This window comes from uncultured Stenotrophomonas sp. (assembly GCF_963519125.1).
Classification (GTDB): Bacteria; Pseudomonadota; Gammaproteobacteria; order Xanthomonadales; family Xanthomonadaceae; genus Stenotrophomonas.
The window spans coordinates 48,430-67,350 of the sequence record NZ_CAUQLJ010000002.1; the positions used below are offsets into that span (position 1 = coordinate 48,430).

The following is an 18,921-nucleotide window of genomic DNA, read 5'->3' on the forward strand; positions in this document are numbered from 1 at the left end:
CCTGTCAGAAGCTGTACGTCAGTCGCGCCAGCCCGGTGTTGGCATCGAAGCCCTGGCCCACTTCCTTTACGTACTGCAGCGACAGGTTGAGATGGCTGGAGCCATACAGGTCGGCCCCTACCGCAAAGCGTCCGATCGTGCCCGGGCCCGCCGTGGTGACATCGAAGGTCTGGCTCTGCGGCTGGTCGGCAAAGCGCGCGGTGGTGGTCCAGTCGCGGTTGTTGCTGAACTCCGCCGCAGCGCTGGCGAACGGGCGCAGCGTCATGCCGTTGTTGAAGTGCATGCTGTTGCCGAGCTCGACGCCCACCACGCCGATCAGCGCGGTGTCCGCGTTGCCCTTTACGGCCAGGCGGAACGGCGAGTCGCCGTCCTCGGTAAATGACTTGTTCTCCACGCGGATCGCATGGCCTTCCACGAACGGACGCACGAAGCCTTCCCGGCCCACCGGCACGCCGTAGGCCGCACGCAGGTGCGCACCGGCCTGCCACTGCTTCGGGCTGGCCTTGGCTTCATCATCGACGCCAGCCACCGACACGTCGCGGGTGGAGCGGTACTTGCCCGATGCCGCATCCAGCCCGCCCGACAGTTCCATCCTGCCTGCGTCATACAGCAGACCCACGCCGCCCAACACCGCGTCGCCATTCACCCGTGCGCTGCCGTCGGCATCGCGCAGGCGGCTGTTCTCGTAGGCCAGCGAACCGGTCAAGGCCAGGTCGGGCGACAGCTGCAGCTGGCCGCCGGCCTGGAACGCCGACGCGTCGACCTTGTAACCCAGGGCATCGTTGGTTTCCTTCTGCTCCGAGCCATTGGCGATCACCCGGCCCCAACCACAGCTGTCGGTGCTCTTGCTGGCCACCGGCGCGCTGGAGCAGCCGCCATACAGGTTCACGGCGAAGTCGCGGCTGCTGTTGATCCGGTATGCCCCGAACGCACCGAGGGCCTTGCCCGACATCGCCGCGAGGCTGCGTTCGTACTCGGCGCCGTCGGCGACGGTGCTCAACCGGGTGAAGCCGGTGTCCATTGCCGCGCCACTGTCGAAGATCGACTGCAGGTTGTTGCCGACCGCGCGCTTGTTGGCCCCCATGCCCGCCGCCTGCGCACTGAACAGGGCGCTCGGGGTGACCCGCAGGTTCTGCCCATCGGTATCGAAGCGGTAGTCGAACAGATGGTCGTTGCGCACCGCCGCCAGGGTCGGATCCAGTTGCAGGGTGCCGGTGGCGCTGGCCAGGGTCACCGTGTTCCGGCGCATCAGCGTGGGGCGTACCTCGACCGTGCCGGCAATAGTGGCGTCGCCGTCCACGTGCAGCGGTGTGGCCGCCTTGCCGGAGAAGTCGGCTGCCACCACGATGCGCCCCCCGGCTGTGTTGAGCAGGTTGCCCTGCACCGCCAGTGGCGTGGCACGGATGTCCATCACGCCGTTGTTGGTCACCCCGCACTTGCCCACGGTGACGCTGTCGCCGGCGTTGAAGGTGCCATTGTTGGTGAAACAGCCGGTGCCGCCGCCATTGGTGAGCAGGACGTCGCCGCCCATCGTGCCGTTGTTGATCACCTGGGTGTCGCCCGCAGTGCTGTACACCGCCACCGCATTGACCTGCGAACCGTAGGTATACAGCGTGCCGTTGTTGGTGACGGTGTTGACGACCGGATTGCCATTGCTGTCGTTCTTGCCGGTGCCGCCATGGTCGATGTAGATCCCGGCCGAGCCGCCGTTGGGCGAGGTGGCCACCGATTGCTGGCCGGCGGTGACCTTGCCGGTGGACGCGATGGTGATGCTGATCGGCGCATTGGAGGCACTGTCGCCCATGCTCTGCGCGACGATGCCGGCCGAACCGGAGCCGGTGGCTGACACCGTGCCATTGATGGTGGCGGTGATCGCCGCACCGGTGCCGCTGCCGCCGGCGCTGCCCATGTAGATCGCGTTGTCGGTGATCACGCGGCCACCGCCGCCGCCCAGCGACTGCAGCAGCATGGCCGGTGCATTGTTGCCGGTGGTGCTGATCGACCCACCCGCGTCCACGGTCGCGTTGATCACGCCGCCGTTGCCGTCCGCGCTGCGGCTGCCACTGAAGTACAGCGGTGCTGCGGCCAGGCTGGTCTGCGCGGTAATGCCACCGGCCAGGCCGCCGCCTCCGCCGATCGACTGGGCCAGCACGCCGACCGCGTTGGCGCCTGCGGTGCTGATCGCATCGCCCACGGTCACAGAGATCCCGCTGTTGCCGGCGGTGGGGCTGTTGACCCCATCGTTGTTGACGTTGCCGGTGCTCTTTCCCGAGCCGAAGAAGTCGCCCACGGTGCTGCCGCTGACCGTGCCGCCCAGCTGCAGGCCACCGCCGCCGCTGATCGACTGCGCCAGGATGCCGTAACTGTTGTCACCCTTGGTGGTGATGGTACCCCCGGTGGCGGTGGTGACATTGACCAGTCCGCTGCCGCCCGAAGTTTCACCGCTGCTGCCGCCAAACTTGAACATCACGTCGTAGTCGCCCCCCTTGGCACTCGCGCTGCCGCCGGCGCCCTCCAGGTCGCTGGCCAGGGTCTTGGCAATACCGCCACCGCCGGTGATGGACTGCGCGATGATGCCGCTGGCGTCGTGCGCGGCAGTGGAGATCGCGCCGCTGCTGGTGACCCGCGCCTGCCCCGAGTCATAACTGCTGCCGCCGTTGCCGCCGACCGACAGCGAGATCGATTTGAATGCACCATCATCGGCGTCGTCGTCGCCGGCATCCTTGCTGCTCGACTTCACGGACGACGCCGACACGCCGCCGATGCCACCGCCACCGGCGATCGACTCGGCCACGATGCCCGCCGCCAGCGCGCCCTTGGTGTAGATCGTTCCGGTGTTGTTGACGACCACCTGGCCGCCATAACCACCGCCACCGCCCGAACCACCCACCGACAGGTTGCCGCTGTAATCGTTGGTCGATGCGGTACTGGCTGCGCCGGCCTTGCCACCGCCGCCCCCTACAGCCTGGGCCAGGATGGCGTCCGAGTGGTTGCCGAGCGTGGCGATCCCGCCGTCATTGGTCACAGTGACAAGCCCTGCAGACCCGCCGCTGCCGCCCGATGCGCCCAGCGCGACGGAGAGCTGGATGCTGGTGGACTCGTTGTCGTCGTCGGTCTCGCCCTTGGACTCGGCGGCGTCGTTGAGGTCGTCGTCCAGGTCGCCGTCGCCCACGGCCGCCAGCGTCGCGCGCGACGCAACCTGCGAGGTGCTGTCGGCGAGCAGGCTGTTGGTGAAGGCCACCGCGTTGTTCAGACCCAGGTAGCTGTTGAGCGCCGCGCTGCCGTTCGCGTCGTAAGCGGCTGTCAGCGTGCCGGTCGCGGCCGCGGCATTGCTGCCCTTGTTGCCACCGGCGCCGTCGGACTTCTTGCTGGCAATGTTGGAGCCGGCCTTGCCGCCGATGCCACCGCCGCCACCAATGGACTGCGCGACGATGCCATTGGCGTCCGCACCAAAGGTCACCACCGTGGAGGTGGCGTCGTTGTGCACCGACACACCGTCGGTCTCATTGCCATTGCCGTCGATATGGTACGTGTTGCCGCCCTTGCCGCCGTTGGCCCCCATGGTCACGGTGGCCACGTACTCGCCCTTGGCCGAGCCGGCCGCACCGCCGCCTGCGCCACCACCGCCGCCAATCGACTGCGCGCCCATGCCGAACGCACCGTCGCCCAGGGTGATGATGGAACCGTTGATGTTGTTGGCGGTGGCCGCGTAGCCATCGCCACCCGCACCACCGGTGCCGCCCATGCTCAACGTGGTGGAGATCTTCGTCTCACCCCCCGTCGCCGAGGCCTGGCCGTCGCCGGTGCCACCGGCACCACCGCCGCCACCGACCGACTGCACCAGCAGGCCCGCCGCCGATTCGCCGCTGGTCAGCACCAGGCCGCTGTTGGTGCCGGTTGCCGCACCACCGTCACCGGCGGTGCCGCCCTTGCCACCCAACGCCATTGACGCGCTGATATCGAACTCGCCACCGGTGGCGGTCGAGGCGGACGAGGAGTCGCCGCCGGCACCACCGCCGCCGCCAATCGACTGCGCGAGCATGCCGACCGCGCCCTGCCCGCCCGTGGTGACCAGGCCGGTGTTGGCGGCGGTCAGCAGGCCGCCACTGCCGGCCTGGCCACCCGAGCCGCCCAGCGAGGCGCTCAGCGAAATGCTCACGTCTTCAGCGGCGTAGACCTGCGACTTCGCTGTGGACGCACCACCGGCGCCGCCGCCACCGCCGATGGACTGCGCCAGGATGCCGTAACTGTCCGAACTGTCGGTGCCGATCCGGCCATCGTTCTGCGCGAGGGTGCCGGTGCACCCGCTGCCGCATGCATCGCCGCCCGCGCCACCGCTGCCGCCAACCGCCATCGAGGCGCCGAAGCCGGCCGACTTGGACTTGCTGTACGCCGATCCGCCCTGCCCGCCACCGCCGCCGATCGATTGCGACAGCAGACCCGGCGCGTGGACGCCGTGGGTCAGCACGGTGCTGCCGGCCTGGCTGGTCAGCGACGCGCTGTCGCCGTCGCCACCGCCACCGGCCGAACCGCCGATGACGTATTGCAGGCCGACACTGTCGCCGCTGGCGTCGCCGCCCTTGCCGCCACCGCCGCCGATCGACTGTACGGCAAGACCATCCGAACCGAACCCGAAGGTTTCCACTTTCGACTGCACGCCGACCGTGGCCGTGTTGCCGTTCACACCGTTGGCACCTTCGCCACCGACCGCGAACACGCCCTTGGACACGCCACCGGAGCCACCGCCGCCGCCGATCGACTGGGCAAGCACGCCCGGCGAACCTTCAAAGTTGGTCGGATCGACGTTCAGGCCGGTACGCACCACCAGGCCGCTGCCGGTCACCGACACCGTACCGGCGGTGCCGCCGTTCGAGCCGGAACCGCCATTGGGTCCGATCACGAACTCAGATGGCGTGCCACCATCGCCCCCATTGCCACCGAGCGACTGCACCAGCACCCCGGGCGAGTAGGTTCCGTTGGCCGCTATCTCGCCGCCTGCGCCGGCGCTGCCGTCGATGACCAGACTGGCGTTGCCCGCATTGCCACCGGCGCCGGCGTTGCCGCCCGATCCACCGGAACTGTTTCCCTGCCCGCCTGCGCCACCCTGCGAGAGCACATGCAGCGCGGCATCGTTGTTGCCGCCGGCCACCATGATCACGTTGGACCCCACGCTGACGGCGACGTTGCCGCCGTTGCCGGCCAGCCCACCGCTGCCGCCCTGCGAGCCATCCACGTCCTCTGCCGAGCCGCCGTTGCCGCCGTCTCCGCCAACGCTCTGCACCAGCACACCCGCATTACCGACAAACCCGTTGTTGGCATTGTTGCTGGCGTTGACGAAGGTCGCGTTGACCGTGCCGCCGTTGCCCCCGATGCCATCGGTTGCGTCCGCACCCTGCGAATTGAGGCCGGTGCCGTAATCCCGACCGCGACCACCGGCACCGCCCTGGCTGGAAACCAGCACGCTGCGGTTGCGCGAGCTGGTGTAGCCATCGAGCGTGGCGGTGATGCTGCCGCCGACGCCGCCCACACCGGAGGTGCCATCCTCGCCGCTCATGTTGCCCTTGCCGGCGGCGCCGCCTTCACCGCCCAGCGAGATCAGGGTGATGCCGCTGATGCCGTTCACGGTGTCCTGCGACAGCGAGGTCACCTGCGGCCCCACCGAAACGGTCAGATCGCCACCGCTGTTGCCCAGTCCACCATTGCCGCCCACTTTGTCGAACCCACCGGCTGTGGCATCCGAGCCCTGCGCACCTGCGCCGCCGACGCTGACCGCGTTGATCGGCGAGGAGGCGATCTGCAGGTTTCCCTTGCTGTCGTACTGGGAGTAGTCGTACAGCGTGGGGCTCAGGCCTACCACCAGGTTGATGTCCGCTGCCGGGCCACCGGGGCCGCCGGTGTATCCGTTCTTGTCGTCGAAAATCGGGTCCGAGCCGGAACTGCCCGCGGGCGATCCGGCGGCACCATTGGTGTTGAGATAGCACGAGATATGGCCGTTGACGCTGTACAGCTGACAGCCGTCGGCCAGCGCCACGCCTGGGGCGGCGAAGGTCGCCAGGCCGGTGGCGGCGAGCGCATTCATCAGCGCCAAGGTCAGCGCGCGGCGGTTGGGACGGGCGGTTCGATACGAGTTCATGACAAGGCTCCGAGGGGGTGAGCAGAGCCTAGGCATTGCGGTCGGGCGCCTCTTGACCTGGATCATGTCCGGGCCTGCGCACCGATTCCGGATGGGATTTATTCAGCTTGATCGCGCGCCTTCTGCCGGGCAGAGCCCGGCGCTGCGGACCTCGTGCGTGAAGGGCTGCGGTGGTGCGCGCCTGCTAGCATCGAAACGGCTCGCAGGTTGTTGTCCGACACCCCCCATGAGGAACCGAACGATGCGCAACGGTGCTGCCCTGTTGGTTGAAGCGCTCGAAAACGAGGGCGTGGACCGCATTTTCGGTGTTCCCGGCGAGGAAAACCTCGACTTCCTGGAGGCGCTGCGAACTTCCAGTATCGAACTGGTACTTACACGGCACGAACAGGCTGCCGCATTCATGGCGGCAACCCACGGGCGGCTCACCGGCAGGCCTGGTGTCTGCCTGGCCACGCTCGGCCCCGGTGCCCTCAATTTTTCGACCGGCGCGGCGTACGCCCATCTTGGCGCCATGCCGATGATCCTCATCACGGGCCAGAAAGCCGTAATGAGCGCCAAACAGGCGCGCTTCCAGATCGTGGACATCGTTGCGTCGATGAAGCCGCTGACCAAGATGACCCGGCAGATCGTCAACGCCGAAGCCATTCCCACCATGGTGCGCGATGCCTTCCGCGTCGCGATGGAAGACAGGCCCGGGCCGGTCCACCTGGAGCTGCCCGAAGACATCGCCGGCGAAGAAGTGAAGGAGGTCGCGATTGTTCCGGTGCATCCGCTGGAGCGCCCGCTCGCCCATCCTGCGGCGCTCGACCGGGCGGCCGCCGCGCTGCTGGCTGCACAACGTCCACTGGTGATGATCGGTGCGGCATGCAGCCGGCCGCACCTGGCAGACGCGCTGTCCAGCTTCGTGGCGCGCACGCGCCTGCCCTTCTTCAACACGCAGATGGGCAAGGGCGCCGTCACCGGCGGCTCCAACCTGTACATGGGTACCGCCGCGCTGTCCGAAGGCGACTACGTGCACGAAGCCATTGCACGCGCGGACGTGATCCTGGCCATCGGCCACGACACGATCGAGAAGCCACCGTTCCTGATGAAGGACGCCGGAGGACCCAAGGTCATCCATCTCAGCTTCCAGTCGGCCACGGTCGAACAGGTGTACCACCCCGACATCGAAGTGATCGGTGACATTGGCAGTGCGGTGGAAGCGCTGGCCGGGCGCCTGGAAGGCAAACTCTCGCCCGATGCAGGCATGACGGCGCTGCGCCAGAAGATTCTCACCCGTCTCAACGACCGCGCCGAGGAAGACCGCTTCCCGGTCACGCCGCAGCGCCTGGTCCACGACGTACGCGCGGTGATGCCCGACGACGGCATCGTCTGTCTCGACAATGGCATGTACAAGATCTGGTTCGCGCGCAACTACCGCACCCACGTGGCCAACACGCTGCTGCTGGACAACGCGCTGGCCACCATGGGCGCCGGCCTGCCCTCGGCGATGATGGCGGCCATCCTGTACCCACAGCGCCGGGTCATGGCGGTCTGCGGCGACGGCGGTTTCATGATGAACTCGCAGGAACTGGAGACTGCGGTGCGCCTGAGTCTGAACCTGGTGGTGGTGATCCTCAACGACAGCGCGTACGGCATGATCCGCTGGAAGCAGGCGGTGGATGGGTTCGAGGATTTCGGCATGCGCTTTGGCAATCCCGATTTCGTTCGCTATGCCGAGGCTTATGGCGCGAAGGGCTCGCGGGTGAGCTCGGCCGAAACACTGGTGCCGACGATTGAGGCGGCTTTCGCCGGCGGCGGCGTGCATCTGGTCGACGTGCCCATCGACTATTCCGAAAACACCCGCGTACTGGTCGACGAGCTGCGCAATCGCACTCCCGACGTGGAATGCCGGTAAACCAGGCTGTATCGAGGAGCTTGAACATGCTGAAGGTCGTACAGGCGTTTGATCGCGCGCAGATCGCGGAAGTCCCCACCGACGATGCCGCTGCGCTGGAGCGCAAGCTGCAGGCCGCCGCCCGCGCCTTCAAGGATCGCGACGGCTGGCTGCCGCCGCATCAGCGCATCGCCATCCTGCGTCGCCTGGCCGCATTGATGGATGCGCGGCGCGACCATCTTGCCCTGCAGATCGCACGCGAAGGCGGCAAGCCGCTGCCCGATGCCATCGTGGAAACCACCCGCGCCATCGACGGCGTGAACAACGCCGCTGACGAGCTGCGCAACTTCGCCGGCCGCGAAATCCCCATGGGCCTCTCGGCCGCGGCGGAGAACCGCTGGGCATTCACCACCAGGGAACCCATCGGGGTAGTCGCGGCCATCTCCGCGTTCAATCATCCGCTGAACCTGATCGTGCACCAGGTCGCGCCCGCCATCGCGGTCGGCTGCCCGGTCATCATCAAGCCGGCCAGTGCGACGCCCCTGTCCTGCCTGGAATTCGTGGCGCTGGCGCATGAAGCCGGCCTGCCGGAGCCGTGGTGCCAGACCTTCCTGCCCGAAGGCAACGAACTGGCCGAAGCGTTGGCTACGGACAAACGCGTCGCCTTCCTGAGCTTCATCGGTTCGGCTCGGGTCGGCTGGTCGCTGCATGCCAAGCTGGCCCATGGCGCACGGTCGGCGCTGGAGCACGGTGGCGTGGCGCCGGCCATCGTCGACCGCAGTGCGGACCTCGGCAAGATCATCGAGCCCATCGTGAAGGGCGGCTACTACCATGCCGGCCAGGTCTGCGTGTCCACGCAGCGCATCTTCGTGCACGACACCATCGCCGAGGACTTCACCGAACGGCTGATCGCCCGCGTCGAAAAGCTGCGTACCGCCGACCCGACGTTGAAGGACACTGAAGTAGGCCCGCTGATCCAGCCCCGCGAAGTGGATCGGGTCGCGGAGTGGATCGACGAGGCGATCAAGGGCGGTGCCAAGCTCGCCGCTGGTGGCAAGCGTCTGTCGGAGACCAGCTATCAACCCACGGTGCTGCTTGATCCAGCCGCCGATGCACGCATCTCCACGCTGGAAGTGTTTGGGCCGGTGGTTGCGGTGTACCGCTACGGCGACCTGGACGACGCCATCGCGCGCGCCAATGCCCTGCCAGTCGCCTTCCAGGCCAGCATCTTCGCGCAGGACATCGACATCGCGATGCGCGCCGCCAACCGCCTGGACGCCTCGGCAGTGATGATCAACGACCCCACCGCGTTCCGTACCGACTGGATGCCGTTCGCAGGCCGCCGCGAATCCGGTTACGGCACCGGCGGCATTCCGTACACCATGCGCGACATGACCCAGGAAAAGATGATCCTGATGCGCAGGAGCTGATCCCGCGCGCCACGTCGCTACGCTTTCGCCAACTGCCTGGCTGCACCAGACCCCAGGTTGCGGATGAACACACCGGCACTGGCGCCCAGTGCGCCAGCGCCCATCCAGATCGCGATGGTGGCGGTGTTGGCCGCGACGATCTGCAGGTAGCCGAGCTCGCTATGGCGAACCACGAAGTAGGCGGACAACAGCACCATGCACATGTTGATCAGGGCCACGGCGACGGCAAATCCATAGCGCCCGGAGATCCACCCTCCGGCCAGTGCGAACCAGAGCGAGCACAGCACCGCAATGGCGTCCGCCCGTTCGAAGGAGAAGGTGGTCCCTGCCCTCATGCCGATGTTGAACAGCGTCGTCGCCTCCGTGGTGAGCGCAAGGAAGACCAGCAGCGCCGCGATGTGCCGCCACATCGTGTTGCGCCACACGCCCATTCGATCCAGCATGAACGTGATCAGGGCCGCCAGCGCCAGATAGCTCTCCGCAGTGAGAAAACGTCCCGCAGGATTCACCCAGAACATCACTTCCGAGTCCGGCTCGAAGTACGGAAGCCCCACCCAACTTCCCAGTGGCAGGTAATACAGCTGGTGCGCCAGGAAGGGGTACAGATGATCCAGCACATGGGCCAGCGCCAACAGAATCCCCGGCAGCACCATCCAGGTGGCCAGGACCGCCCACGGCAGTACGCGCTTCGATGTAGTCATTGCAACTCCTTTGCCATACCCGTAGATCCCCGCACCATCAAACTGAAATCCAGCGTCTGCTGCAGCGGCACGTCCACCCCTTCGATGATGGCCAGCAGCAGCTTGACCGCGCGCACGCCGATCTCCCGCATCGGCTGCCGGATGGTCGTCAGCGGCGGCGACAGATAGCTGGATGATGCCAGATCGTCGAAGCCGACGATGGACAGGTCCTCCGGCACGCGCAGGCCCAGATCGCGGCAGGCCGCCATCGCGCCCAGCGCCATCTGGTCGCTGAAGCAGAAAATGGCGGTTGGCTTCGACGCCCCGCCCAACAGTGCCCTTGCGGCGGCATGTCCGGATTCGAGGGAGAAGTCGCCGGGCACCACGCTCAGGCTGCGCAGCCGGCCACGTGCCTTGCCGGCGCCCCGGACGCCTTCCAGCCGCTGCCGGTGCAGCGGGTTGTCCGGCGGTCCGCCCACCACGGCGATCCGTTCGTGCCCCAGCCCGTACAGGTGCTCCATCACCGCGCGCGCCGCGGCCGCGTTGTCGATGTGCACGCTGGGAATGCCCAGTGCCGGGTCGAACTCGCATCCATTGACCACTGGCGCCTCTGCACCCTGCTGCTGCACGATCTCGCGCGCCGTCGGCGGCAGCCGATGCCCGAGTACGATCAACCCGTCGGCCTCGTTGCGGCGGAGCATCTGCGCGTAGCGTTCCTCGCGCTCGGGCAGGTTCTGGGTATCGCCCAGCAGGACTGCGTAGCCCACGGCCTGCGCCGCGTCTTCCGCGCCCTGCAGGATCTGCGCGAAGAATGGATTGGCGATGTCCGGCACGGTGACCAGCAGCTTGCCGCTGCGCTGGGTCTTGAGCGTGCGTGCCACGGTGTTGGGTACGTAGCCAAGCGCGAGGGCAGCCTGCTCGATCCGCGTGCGCGTGGCGGGCAGCACCTTGTCCGGCCGCGAGAGCGCGCGCGACACCGTACCTGCGGAGACGCCCACGTGCTTTGCGATGTCGTAAATGGTGGCCATGGCGTCAGTTCTTCTTTCCGCTGTGCAGTGCACAACGGGGTTTGCGGAAGTCCCTGCTAGGGTAATGCAATCGATTGCATCGAGGGCAATTCCCGTTGAAGACGCTCAAGGGTCCCGCACTGTTCCTGGCGCAGTTCATCAGCGACACACCTCCGTTTGATCGGCTCGACACGCTGGCCGGCTGGGCGGCGGGCCTGGGCTATTCTGGCGTACAAGTACCAACCAGCGCGCCTCACCTCTTCGACCTGGCCGAAGCTGCGCGCAGCCAGGCGTACTGCGACGACGTTGCCGGCATGCTGGCCGGACACGGACTGCAGATCACCGAGTTGTCCACGCACCTGCAGGGACAGCTGGTCGCCGTGCATCCCGCCTACGACAGCCTGTTCGACGGCTTCGCACCGGCAGACAAGCGTGGCGATCCCGCCGCCCGCCAGGCCTGGGCGGCGGAGCAGCTGCTGCTGGCCGCGAAGGCCAGCGAGCGCCTCGGGCTGAAAGCGCATGCCACGTTCTCCGGTGCGCTGGCCTGGCCGTACTTCTATCCGTGGCCGCAACGTCCGCCGGGTCTGGTCGAAGAAGCCTTCGCCGAGCTCGGCCGCCGCTGGCGCCCCATTCTCGATGCCTTCGACGCCTGCGGCGTGGATCTGTGCTTCGAGATCCACCCGGGCGAAGACCTGCACGACGGCGCGACGTTCGAGCGCTTCCTCGACGTGGTCGACCACCATCCCCGCGCGAAGATGCTGTACGACCCCAGCCACCTGCTGCTGCAGCAGATCGACTACCTGGGCTTCATCGACCGCTACCACCCGCGCATCGGCATCTTCCACGTCAAGGACGCGGAGTTCCGCCCCAGCGCGCGCAGTGGCGTGTATGGCGGCTACCAGGACTGGATCGACCGACCGGGGCGGTTCCGCTCGCTCGGCGACGGCCAGATCGACTTCAAGGCGATCTTCTCGAAATTCGCGCAGTACGACTTCCCGGGCTGGGCGGTCGTGGAATGGGAGTGCTGCCTGAAGCACCCGGAAGACGGCGCGCGGGAAGGCGCCGCCTTCGTGCGCGACCACATCATCCGCGTCACCGAACGCGCCTTCGACGACTTTGCCGAAGGCGGCACCGATCCTCACTCACTGCGCCGCATGCTCGGCATCTGAGCCATTACCGCCCCGGGAGGGCACGTCATGAAGCACACCATGTCGCGTTTGGGCGCGATGATGTTTCTGCAGTTCTTCATCTGGGGCGCGTGGTTCGTCACCCTCGGCACGTACCTGGTGCAAGGCCCGCTCCAGGCCAGTGCCAGCCAGGTCGCGACCGCCTTCCTCAGCCAGTCCATCGGCGCCATCGTCGCGCCGTTCCTGGTCGGCCTGGTCGCGGACCGCTACTTCGCCGCCCAGCGCATCCTCGCGGTCCTGCATCTCGCCGGTGCGGTACTGATGTGGCTGGCGTCCACGGCAACCGACTTCAACACGTTCTTCGCCTGCGTCATGGGCTACATGCTGCTGTTCATGCCGACCCTGGCCCTGGCCAACAGCGTGGCGATGCGGCACATGCAGTCGCCTGAGAAGCAGTTCCCCCCGGTGCGGGTGGCCGGCAGCATCGGCTGGATCGTGGCGGGCGTGCTGATCGGCTGGCTGGGCTGGGAACAGGCGCATCGACTGGAGCTGACCTTCCAGATGGCGGCGGTGGCGTCGCTCGCGCTCGGCCTGTATGCCTTCACCCTGCCGCATACGCCGCCGCTGGCACAGCAGCGTGACGCCAGCCTCGGGCAGGTCCTGGGGTTGGATTCGCTGAAGCTGCTGAAGTCGCGCTCGTACCTGGTGTTCTTCCTGGCGTCGATCGCCATCTGCATTCCGCTGGCGTTCTACTACAACTTCACCAACCCCTACCTCAACGACCTCGGCGTACGCGGCGCCGCCGGCCTGCAGTCGCTGGGCCAGGTCTCCGAAGTGCTGCTGATGCTGGCCATGCCGTTCCTGTTCGTGCGGCTGGGGGTCAAGACCATGCTGGCGGTGGGCATGGCCGCGTGGGTGGTGCGCTATGTCATGTTCGCGTTTGGCGACGCCGGTGGCGGCTTCTCGCTGCTGGTGATCGGCATCGTGCTGCATGGCATCTGCTATGACTTCTTCTTCGTCACCGGCCAGATCTACACCGACGCGCACGCCGGCCCCGACGCCCGCAGCAGCGCACAGGGCTTCATCACCCTGGCCACATACGGCGTGGGCATGCTGATCGGCACGTTCCTGTCTGGTGCAGTGGTGGAGCACTACACCACGGCGGCCGGTCCGGACTGGCAACAGATCTGGCTGTTCCCCGCCGGCGTCGCACTGGTGGTGCTGATCGCCTTCCTGGCCCTGTTCCGCGACCGCCCGGTCGTGGCGGCCTCGCCTGCCACGAACTGAGGACCGCACCCGATGCCCAAGCTTGGAATCGCCATCGTCGGCACCGGCATGATCGGCGCGGTGCACCACCGCGCGGCCCTGCTGGCCGGCGCCGAGGTCCGCGGCGTCGCCGCTTCGTCGCCCGAACGCGCCACCGAAGTGGCGAGCGCGTGGAATCTGCCGCGTGCCTACCGCGATATCGACGAGGTGGTCGCCGACCCGCAGGTGCAGGTCGTGCACGTCTGCACCCCCAACCACCTGCACCGCGCCATGGCGCAGGCCGCGCTGGAAGCCGGCAAGCACGTCATCTGCGAGAAGCCGCTGGCAACGACCCTCCAGGATGCCCAGGTGCTGGCGGCGCTGGCCGCCTCCACCGGGTTCGTGGCCACGGTTCCGTTCGTCTACCGCTACCACCCGGTGGTCCGCGAGGCCCGCGCGCGGATCGCGCAGGGCGAGCTGGGGCCGCTGCACCTGATCCATGGCAGCTATCTCCAGGACTGGCTGTTGGACCCGGCCAGCAACAACTGGCGCGTGGACCCGGCGCTGGGCGGCACCTCGCGCGTGTTCGCCGACATCGGCTCGCACTGGTGCGACCTGGTGGAGTGGGTGAGCGGCGAGCGCTTCGTCGACGTCAGCGCCGCCTTCGCCACCGTGATCGGCGAGCGCGGCGCCGGCAGCGGGCAGAGCTTCACCACGCCGGCCGCCGGCGGCGCGATGCAGGCGGTCTCCAGCGAGGACGTGGCGGCGGCACTGTTCAAGACCGGCGCCGGAACGCTGGCATCGTTGACGGTCAGCCAGGTGTCGGCGGGCCGCCACAATCGCCTCTGGTTCGAAATCGACGCGGCCAATGCCAGCGTGGCCTTCAACCAGGAAGATGCCGAGCGACTGTGGATCGGTCGGCCCGACCAGCGTGAGGAGATCTTCGTACGGGGCCCGGGCGCCGGCAGCGCAGAGCAACGGCGACTCTCGGTGTTGCCACCCGGGCATGCACAGGGCTACGGCCACTGCTTCGAGGCGTTCGTCGCCGACACCTATGCCGCCATCCACGGTGAGCGCCCGGAGGGCCTGCCCACCTTTGACGACGGCGCGCGCTCGGCGTTGATCGTCGACCGCGTCATCGCCTCCGCCAGGTCCCGCGCCTGGACGCCCATCGACTGATTCCCTGAGGATTTCCGGATGAAGATTGCTGCACGCAGGACCGCCACGCTCGCGCTGCTGATGATGGCCGCCCTTCCCGCCTTCGCAGGCGACCCCACCGGCCCGCAACCGCCCATCGCGGTGCAGATGTACACGCTGCGCAATGCCGGTTCGCTCGACCAGCAGCTGAAGATCGTCCACGACGCGGGCGTGCACGCGGTGGAAACGGTGGGCACCCAGAACGTCAGCGCGGCGGAGCTCAAGCAGCTGCTCGACCGCTATGCGATCAAGGCCATCTCATCGCACGTGCAGCTGGCCGATCTGCGCAATGACCTGGACGCGGCCATCGCCTTCAATCGCTCGATCGGCAACACCGTGCTGGTGGTGCCGTACCTGGACCAGAAGGATCGCCCCACCGATGCAGCAGGCTGGACGGCCCTGGGCAAGGAACTGGGCCAGATCTCCAAGCGGGTGCGCGCCCAGGGCATGCGCCTGGCCTACCACAACCACGACTTCGAACTGGTCGACTTCAACGGCAAGACCGGCCTTGAACTGCTGTTCGCCGCCGCCGGCCCCGACCTGCAGACCGAGCTGGACCTGGCCTGGGTACAGCGTGCAGGCCATGACCCGGTGGTGATGCTGGGCAAGTTCAAGGGCCGCCTGTTTGCCGTACACGCCAAGGACAATGCACCGAAGGGCCAGGCCGAAGACGAAGGCGGTTTCGCCGCAGTCGGCCAGGGTGTCCTGGACTGGAACGCGATCCTGCCTGCGGCAGCGGCAGACGGCGTGCAGTGGTACATCGTCGAACACGACCAACCGCATGATCCGGCCAAGGCCATCCAGGCCGGGGCCGATTACCTGCGCGCCCACCTGACGGCGCGCGCGCCGCGCTAGCACGCGAAGGAGTCCTGCTTGAAAAGCATTCTGACTGTAGCTGTACTGCTCTGTGGATCAACCCTGGCCAATGCCGCATGGTGCGAAGACAACCCTGCAGCTGGCGCGAAGCTTTATGCCACCCACTGCGTCGCCTGCCACGGGGCGGAGCGCGCGGGCGTTCCGCCTACTTTCCCCGCGCTCACCGACATCGGCAAGCGCCTGCAGCCTGCGCAGATCAAGGAAAGGATCACCAAAGGCGGCGGCCTGATGCCGCCGTTTGCCCAGCTGTCGCCGCAGGAGATCAACGACATCGCCAGCTTCCTGGTCAAATAGGAAGCCGGCGCCAGGGGTGCGCGGGTCCTTACAGCGCGCGCACCCAGATGTTGCGGTAGCTGACCTTCGAGTCATGCTCCTGCAGGTAGATCGGCGCACACCCGTGGACCGGGTACGAAGGCGCGCCGATGTATTCGGTCTTGCCCGACAGGACGGTATCGTTCTGCACCAGCACGCCGTTGTGCAGCACGGTGATGCGCGCGGGTGAGATCAAGCCGCCGCCCTCCGAGAAACGCGGCGCCTTCCAGATGACGTCGTAGGCCTGCCACTGGCCGGGTGCACGCGAAGCGTTCACCAGCGGAATGGCCTGCTTGTAGAGGGAAGCCGCCTGGCCGTTGGCATAGGTCGGGTTGTTGTAGCTGTCGAGCACCTGCAGCTCATACACCTCCTGCAGGAAGATGCCGCTGTTGCCGCGGTGCTGCCCGTCGAAGCCCTTGGTCTCCGTGGGCGTGCGCCACTCCACGTGCAACTGGATGTCGCAGAACGTCTGCGTTGTCCGGATGCCCTTGCTGCCCGGCACCACGGTCATCGCGCCGTCGGCAATGGTCCACGGCACGCGGCCGCCCTGCTCCGACTCCCATGCGGAGGTGTCCTTGCCGTTGAACAGCACGATTGCGTCGGAAGGCGCGCCGCCCGCCGGCGTGGCAACTACGGCGGGCACGGGCGTCCATACCTCGGTTTTTGTCGGGTCGCCACTGGACTGTGCGAAGGCAGGGGCGGCGGCCAGCAGGCTCGCCGCCATCAACAGGGGTCGGGTCATCGTGTCATTGCACTCCATCAGCCGGTCGCCCAGGCGGGCGTACCGGGGACATAGGCCAGGTCGCCATCGTAGCGACCCGGTACGGCGACATACTGCAGTGCTTCAGTCGCACCCACCTTCGAGGTGAAGTAACCGAAGATGGTCAACTGCTTGATCATCGTGAAGTAATGCGGCGTCGGTCCGGACGCGTCCGATTCTCCGGTGGAGCTGACGTCGACATTGCGCTTCCTCGCCTCCGCGTCCAACTCGCGCAGCAGCACCGCGCGGGCTTCTGGAGCAAGCGAAACGAACCGGCCGCCCGCCCGCTTGTCGATATCAGCCAGGCCCGCGTGGAACGCAGCCTGCTGACGGGCCGTGTAGCAGTCGCTGACGAACTTCGCCATGAATGCGCCGGTGCCCGCGTCCTTGGCTCCGGGTGTCTTCGTGCGCGGCAGGATGGTCTCGGCGATCTCATCCAGCGTGCCGATGTCGGCTGCGGAGAAGGCCTTCGCCCCGGCAGCCGGCACCTGCCCACTGGCGAGAGCGGGCAGCCCTACCAAAGCCGCACCCGTGGCGGCGACGATCATCTTGAGGAGGTCGCGACGGTCCATCACAGGTTCCCCGCTTTCAGTTCGCGCACGGCATGGTCCGCTGCCCGCGCGGTCAACGCCATGTAGGTCAGCGAGGGATTCACGCAGGCGCTGGAGGTCATGCAGGCGCCGTCGGTCACGTACACGTTGGGCGCGTCCCAGACCTGGTTGTGCTGGTTCAGCACCGAGCTCCTGCGATCACGCCCCATGCGCGCGGTGCCCATTTCGTGGATCCCCTTGCCGGGCGCGTAGTCGTTGTCGTGCATCTCCACGTCCTTGACGCCGGCGGCCTCCAGCATCTCGGCGGCATCGGCCGCCATGTCCTTGCGCATGGCCTTCTCGTTCGCGCGCAGGGAAACGTCCATGGCCAGCACCGGCAGGCCCCATTTGTCCTTGCGTTCCGGGTCCAGGCGGATGGTGTTGTCGTGGTGCGGCAGCATCTCGCCGAATCCGGTCATACCGATCCGCCAGTCGCCCGGCAGGGTCAGCGCTTCCTTCAGGTCGGCACCGATGTTCAGCTCGGCGATCTCGCGCGACCAGCCGTTGCGGCTGGCACCGCCCTGGTATCCAAACCCGCGCGTATAACCGCGCTTGTCGTCGGCGACGTTGCGGAAGCGTGGAACGTAGAAGCCGCAGGGACGACGACCGAAGTAGTACTTGTCATCGTAGCCTTCGACGCGGCCGGACGCGCCGGCACCGAAATGATGGTCCATCACGTTGTGACCGAGCTCGCCCGACGAGGAACCGAGCCCACCCTCCCAAACGTCGGTGGCTGAATTCATCAGCAGCCACGTCGAGTTGAACGAGGACGCGTTGAGGAAGATGACCTTGGCGGTATACACGTAGGTCTCCCCACTCTCGGCGTCGATCACCTCCACGCCCCGCGCACGCTTGCGGTCCTTGTCGTAGAGCACTTCCTTGACGATCGAGAACGGCCGCAGGGTCAGGTTGCCGGTCTTCATAGCCGCCGGCAGCGTCGCCGACTGGGTGGAGAAGTAAGCACCGAACGGACAGCCCAGGATGCATTTGTTGCGGTACTGGCAGTTGACGCGGCCCTGCTCCGGCTTGGGCTGGGTAATGTTCGCAGTACGCGAGTGGATCATGTGCCGGGTGCCGCCAAAGGCCTTCTTGATCCGCGCAGCCACGTCCTCCTCGACGATGTTGAGCGGAATGGGCGGCAGGAACTCACCGTCCGGCAGGACGTCCAGCCCCTCGCGCGTGCCAGCGATGCCGGCGAATTTCTCCACGTGGTCGTACCACGGCGCGATGTCGACGTAACGGATCGGCCAGTCGGTGGCGATGCCGTCCTTGAGGTTGGCCTGGAAATCCAGGTCGGACAGCCGATAGCTCTGCCGCCCCCACATCAGCGAGCGGCCGCCCACGTGATAGCCACGGAACCAGTCGAAGCGCTTGGTCTCGACGTAGGGCGATTCCTTTTCGTCGGCCCACATGCCTTCCAGGTTCTCGGCCAGGCCGTAATCGCGCATCAGCACGGGGAAGTCCGCTTTCATCGCCTGGGTCGGCCGGTTGCGATGCGGGAAGTCCCACGGTTCCTTCATCGCGTTGACGTAGTCCTTGACGTGCTCGATGTTGCGTCCACGTTCCAGCATCAGGACCTTGAGCCCTTTCTCGGTCAATTCCTTTGCCGCCCAACCGCCACTGATTCCCGAGCCAACAACGATGGCGTCGTAATGATTGTCTGCCATGGGTTCTACTTCACCTTGGTG

Annotated in this window: 13 protein-coding genes; 7 read left to right on the forward strand and 6 right to left on the reverse strand. The window is 67.0% G+C overall.

Translation table 11 applies throughout. From position 1 onward, the window contains the following. Positions 1-4: 4 nt before the first annotated feature. Complete coding sequence (locus RYM47_RS01660) at positions 5-6,133, reverse strand: hypothetical protein (RefSeq protein WP_315385649.1); 6,129 nt, start codon at positions 6,131-6,133, stop codon at positions 5-7. A 241-nt stretch (positions 6,134-6,374) separates the two neighbouring features. On the opposite strand from RYM47_RS01660, the gene RYM47_RS01665 reads away from it, so the two are divergent. Both RYM47_RS01665 and RYM47_RS01670 read left to right on the forward strand, forming a co-directional pair. Continuing rightward, entirely contained in the window at positions 6,375-8,030 is a 1,656-nt protein-coding gene (locus RYM47_RS01665) for an acetolactate synthase large subunit (RefSeq protein WP_315385651.1), read from the forward strand. A 26-nt stretch (positions 8,031-8,056) separates the two neighbouring features. Continuing rightward, the gene (locus tag RYM47_RS01670) at positions 8,057-9,439 is read left to right on the forward strand and encodes an aldehyde dehydrogenase family protein (protein ID WP_315385653.1); all 1,383 of its coding nucleotides are present in this window, start codon (positions 8,057-8,059) and stop codon (positions 9,437-9,439) included. Between the two features lie 17 nt (positions 9,440-9,456). Here the strand turns inward: RYM47_RS01670 and RYM47_RS01675 are convergent, their stop codons facing one another. Further along, positions 9,457-10,140: a hypothetical protein gene (locus RYM47_RS01675; RefSeq protein ID WP_315385655.1), complete on the reverse strand. Its 684-nt coding sequence runs from the start codon at positions 10,138-10,140 to the stop codon at positions 9,457-9,459. Continuing rightward, positions 10,137-11,147, reverse strand: coding sequence for a LacI family DNA-binding transcriptional regulator (locus tag RYM47_RS01680; RefSeq protein ID WP_315385657.1), 1,011 nt, complete (start codon positions 11,145-11,147; stop codon positions 10,137-10,139). Before RYM47_RS01680 ends, RYM47_RS01675 begins: the two co-directional genes overlap by 4 nt. Before the next feature lie 95 nt (positions 11,148-11,242). Here RYM47_RS01680 and RYM47_RS01685 point away from each other — a divergent pair, with 95 nt between their 5' ends. From RYM47_RS01685 to RYM47_RS01705, 5 genes are read left to right on the forward strand one after another with little or no spacing between them, the layout of a single operon-like run. Beyond that, complete coding sequence (locus RYM47_RS01685) at positions 11,243-12,295, forward strand: sugar phosphate isomerase/epimerase family protein (protein ID WP_315385659.1); 1,053 nt, start codon at positions 11,243-11,245, stop codon at positions 12,293-12,295. 27 nt (positions 12,296-12,322) lie between these two features. Continuing rightward, the gene (locus RYM47_RS01690; protein WP_315385660.1) at positions 12,323-13,540 is read left to right on the forward strand and encodes a nucleoside permease; all 1,218 of its coding nucleotides are present in this window, start codon (positions 12,323-12,325) and stop codon (positions 13,538-13,540) included. Positions 13,541-13,552: 12 nt separating this feature from the next. Further along, positions 13,553-14,677 (forward strand): Gfo/Idh/MocA family oxidoreductase, encoded by a 1,125-nt coding sequence (locus tag RYM47_RS01695; protein WP_315385661.1) that lies wholly within the window; start codon positions 13,553-13,555, stop codon positions 14,675-14,677. A gap of 18 nt (positions 14,678-14,695) precedes the next feature. Continuing rightward, positions 14,696-15,550 (forward strand): sugar phosphate isomerase/epimerase, encoded by an 855-nt coding sequence (locus RYM47_RS01700; RefSeq protein ID WP_315385663.1) that lies wholly within the window; start codon positions 14,696-14,698, stop codon positions 15,548-15,550. A gap of 18 nt (positions 15,551-15,568) precedes the next feature. After that, positions 15,569-15,865, forward strand: coding sequence for a cytochrome c (locus RYM47_RS01705; protein ID WP_315385664.1), 297 nt, complete (start codon positions 15,569-15,571; stop codon positions 15,863-15,865). Between the two features lie 28 nt (positions 15,866-15,893). Here the strand turns inward: RYM47_RS01705 and RYM47_RS01710 are convergent, their stop codons facing one another. The 3 genes from RYM47_RS01710 to RYM47_RS01720 are packed head-to-tail and all read right to left on the reverse strand — an operon-like array spanning position 15,894 to position 18,900. After that, positions 15,894-16,625: a DUF1080 domain-containing protein gene (locus RYM47_RS01710; RefSeq protein ID WP_315385666.1), complete on the reverse strand. Its 732-nt coding sequence runs from the start codon at positions 16,623-16,625 to the stop codon at positions 15,894-15,896. A 17-nt stretch (positions 16,626-16,642) separates the two neighbouring features. Further along, positions 16,643-17,215 (reverse strand): gluconate 2-dehydrogenase subunit 3 family protein, encoded by a 573-nt coding sequence (locus RYM47_RS01715; protein ID WP_315385667.1) that lies wholly within the window; start codon positions 17,213-17,215, stop codon positions 16,643-16,645. Next, the gene (locus RYM47_RS01720) at positions 17,215-18,900 is read right to left on the reverse strand and encodes a GMC family oxidoreductase (protein WP_315385669.1); all 1,686 of its coding nucleotides are present in this window, start codon (positions 18,898-18,900) and stop codon (positions 17,215-17,217) included. The genes RYM47_RS01715 and RYM47_RS01720 overlap by 1 nt, the downstream gene beginning before the upstream one ends. Positions 18,901-18,921 lie beyond the last annotated feature (21 nt).

Coding starts and splice junctions, on each gene's coding strand:
- RYM47_RS01690 (WP_315385660.1), top strand. CDS start 12,323: ATGAAGCACACCATGTCGCGTTTGGGCGCGATGATGTTTCTGCAGTTC.
- RYM47_RS01715 (WP_315385667.1), bottom strand. CDS start 17,215: ATGGACCGTCGCGACCTCCTCAAGATGATCGTCGCCGCCACGGGTGCG.
- RYM47_RS01710 (WP_315385666.1), bottom strand. CDS start 16,625: ATGACCCGACCCCTGTTGATGGCGGCGAGCCTGCTGGCCGCCGCCCCT.
- RYM47_RS01675 (WP_315385655.1), bottom strand. CDS start 10,140: ATGACTACATCGAAGCGCGTACTGCCGTGGGCGGTCCTGGCCACCTGG.
- RYM47_RS01670 (WP_315385653.1), top strand. CDS start 8,057: ATGCTGAAGGTCGTACAGGCGTTTGATCGCGCGCAGATCGCGGAAGTC.
- RYM47_RS01695 (WP_315385661.1), top strand. CDS start 13,553: ATGCCCAAGCTTGGAATCGCCATCGTCGGCACCGGCATGATCGGCGCG.
- RYM47_RS01680 (WP_315385657.1), bottom strand. CDS start 11,147: ATGGCCACCATTTACGACATCGCAAAGCACGTGGGCGTCTCCGCAGGT.
- RYM47_RS01720 (WP_315385669.1), bottom strand. CDS start 18,900: ATGGCAGACAATCATTACGACGCCATCGTTGTTGGCTCGGGAATCAGT.
- RYM47_RS01700 (WP_315385663.1), top strand. CDS start 14,696: ATGAAGATTGCTGCACGCAGGACCGCCACGCTCGCGCTGCTGATGATG.
- RYM47_RS01665 (WP_315385651.1), top strand. CDS start 6,375: ATGCGCAACGGTGCTGCCCTGTTGGTTGAAGCGCTCGAAAACGAGGGC.
- RYM47_RS01660 (WP_315385649.1), bottom strand. CDS start 6,133: ATGAACTCGTATCGAACCGCCCGTCCCAACCGCCGCGCGCTGACCTTG.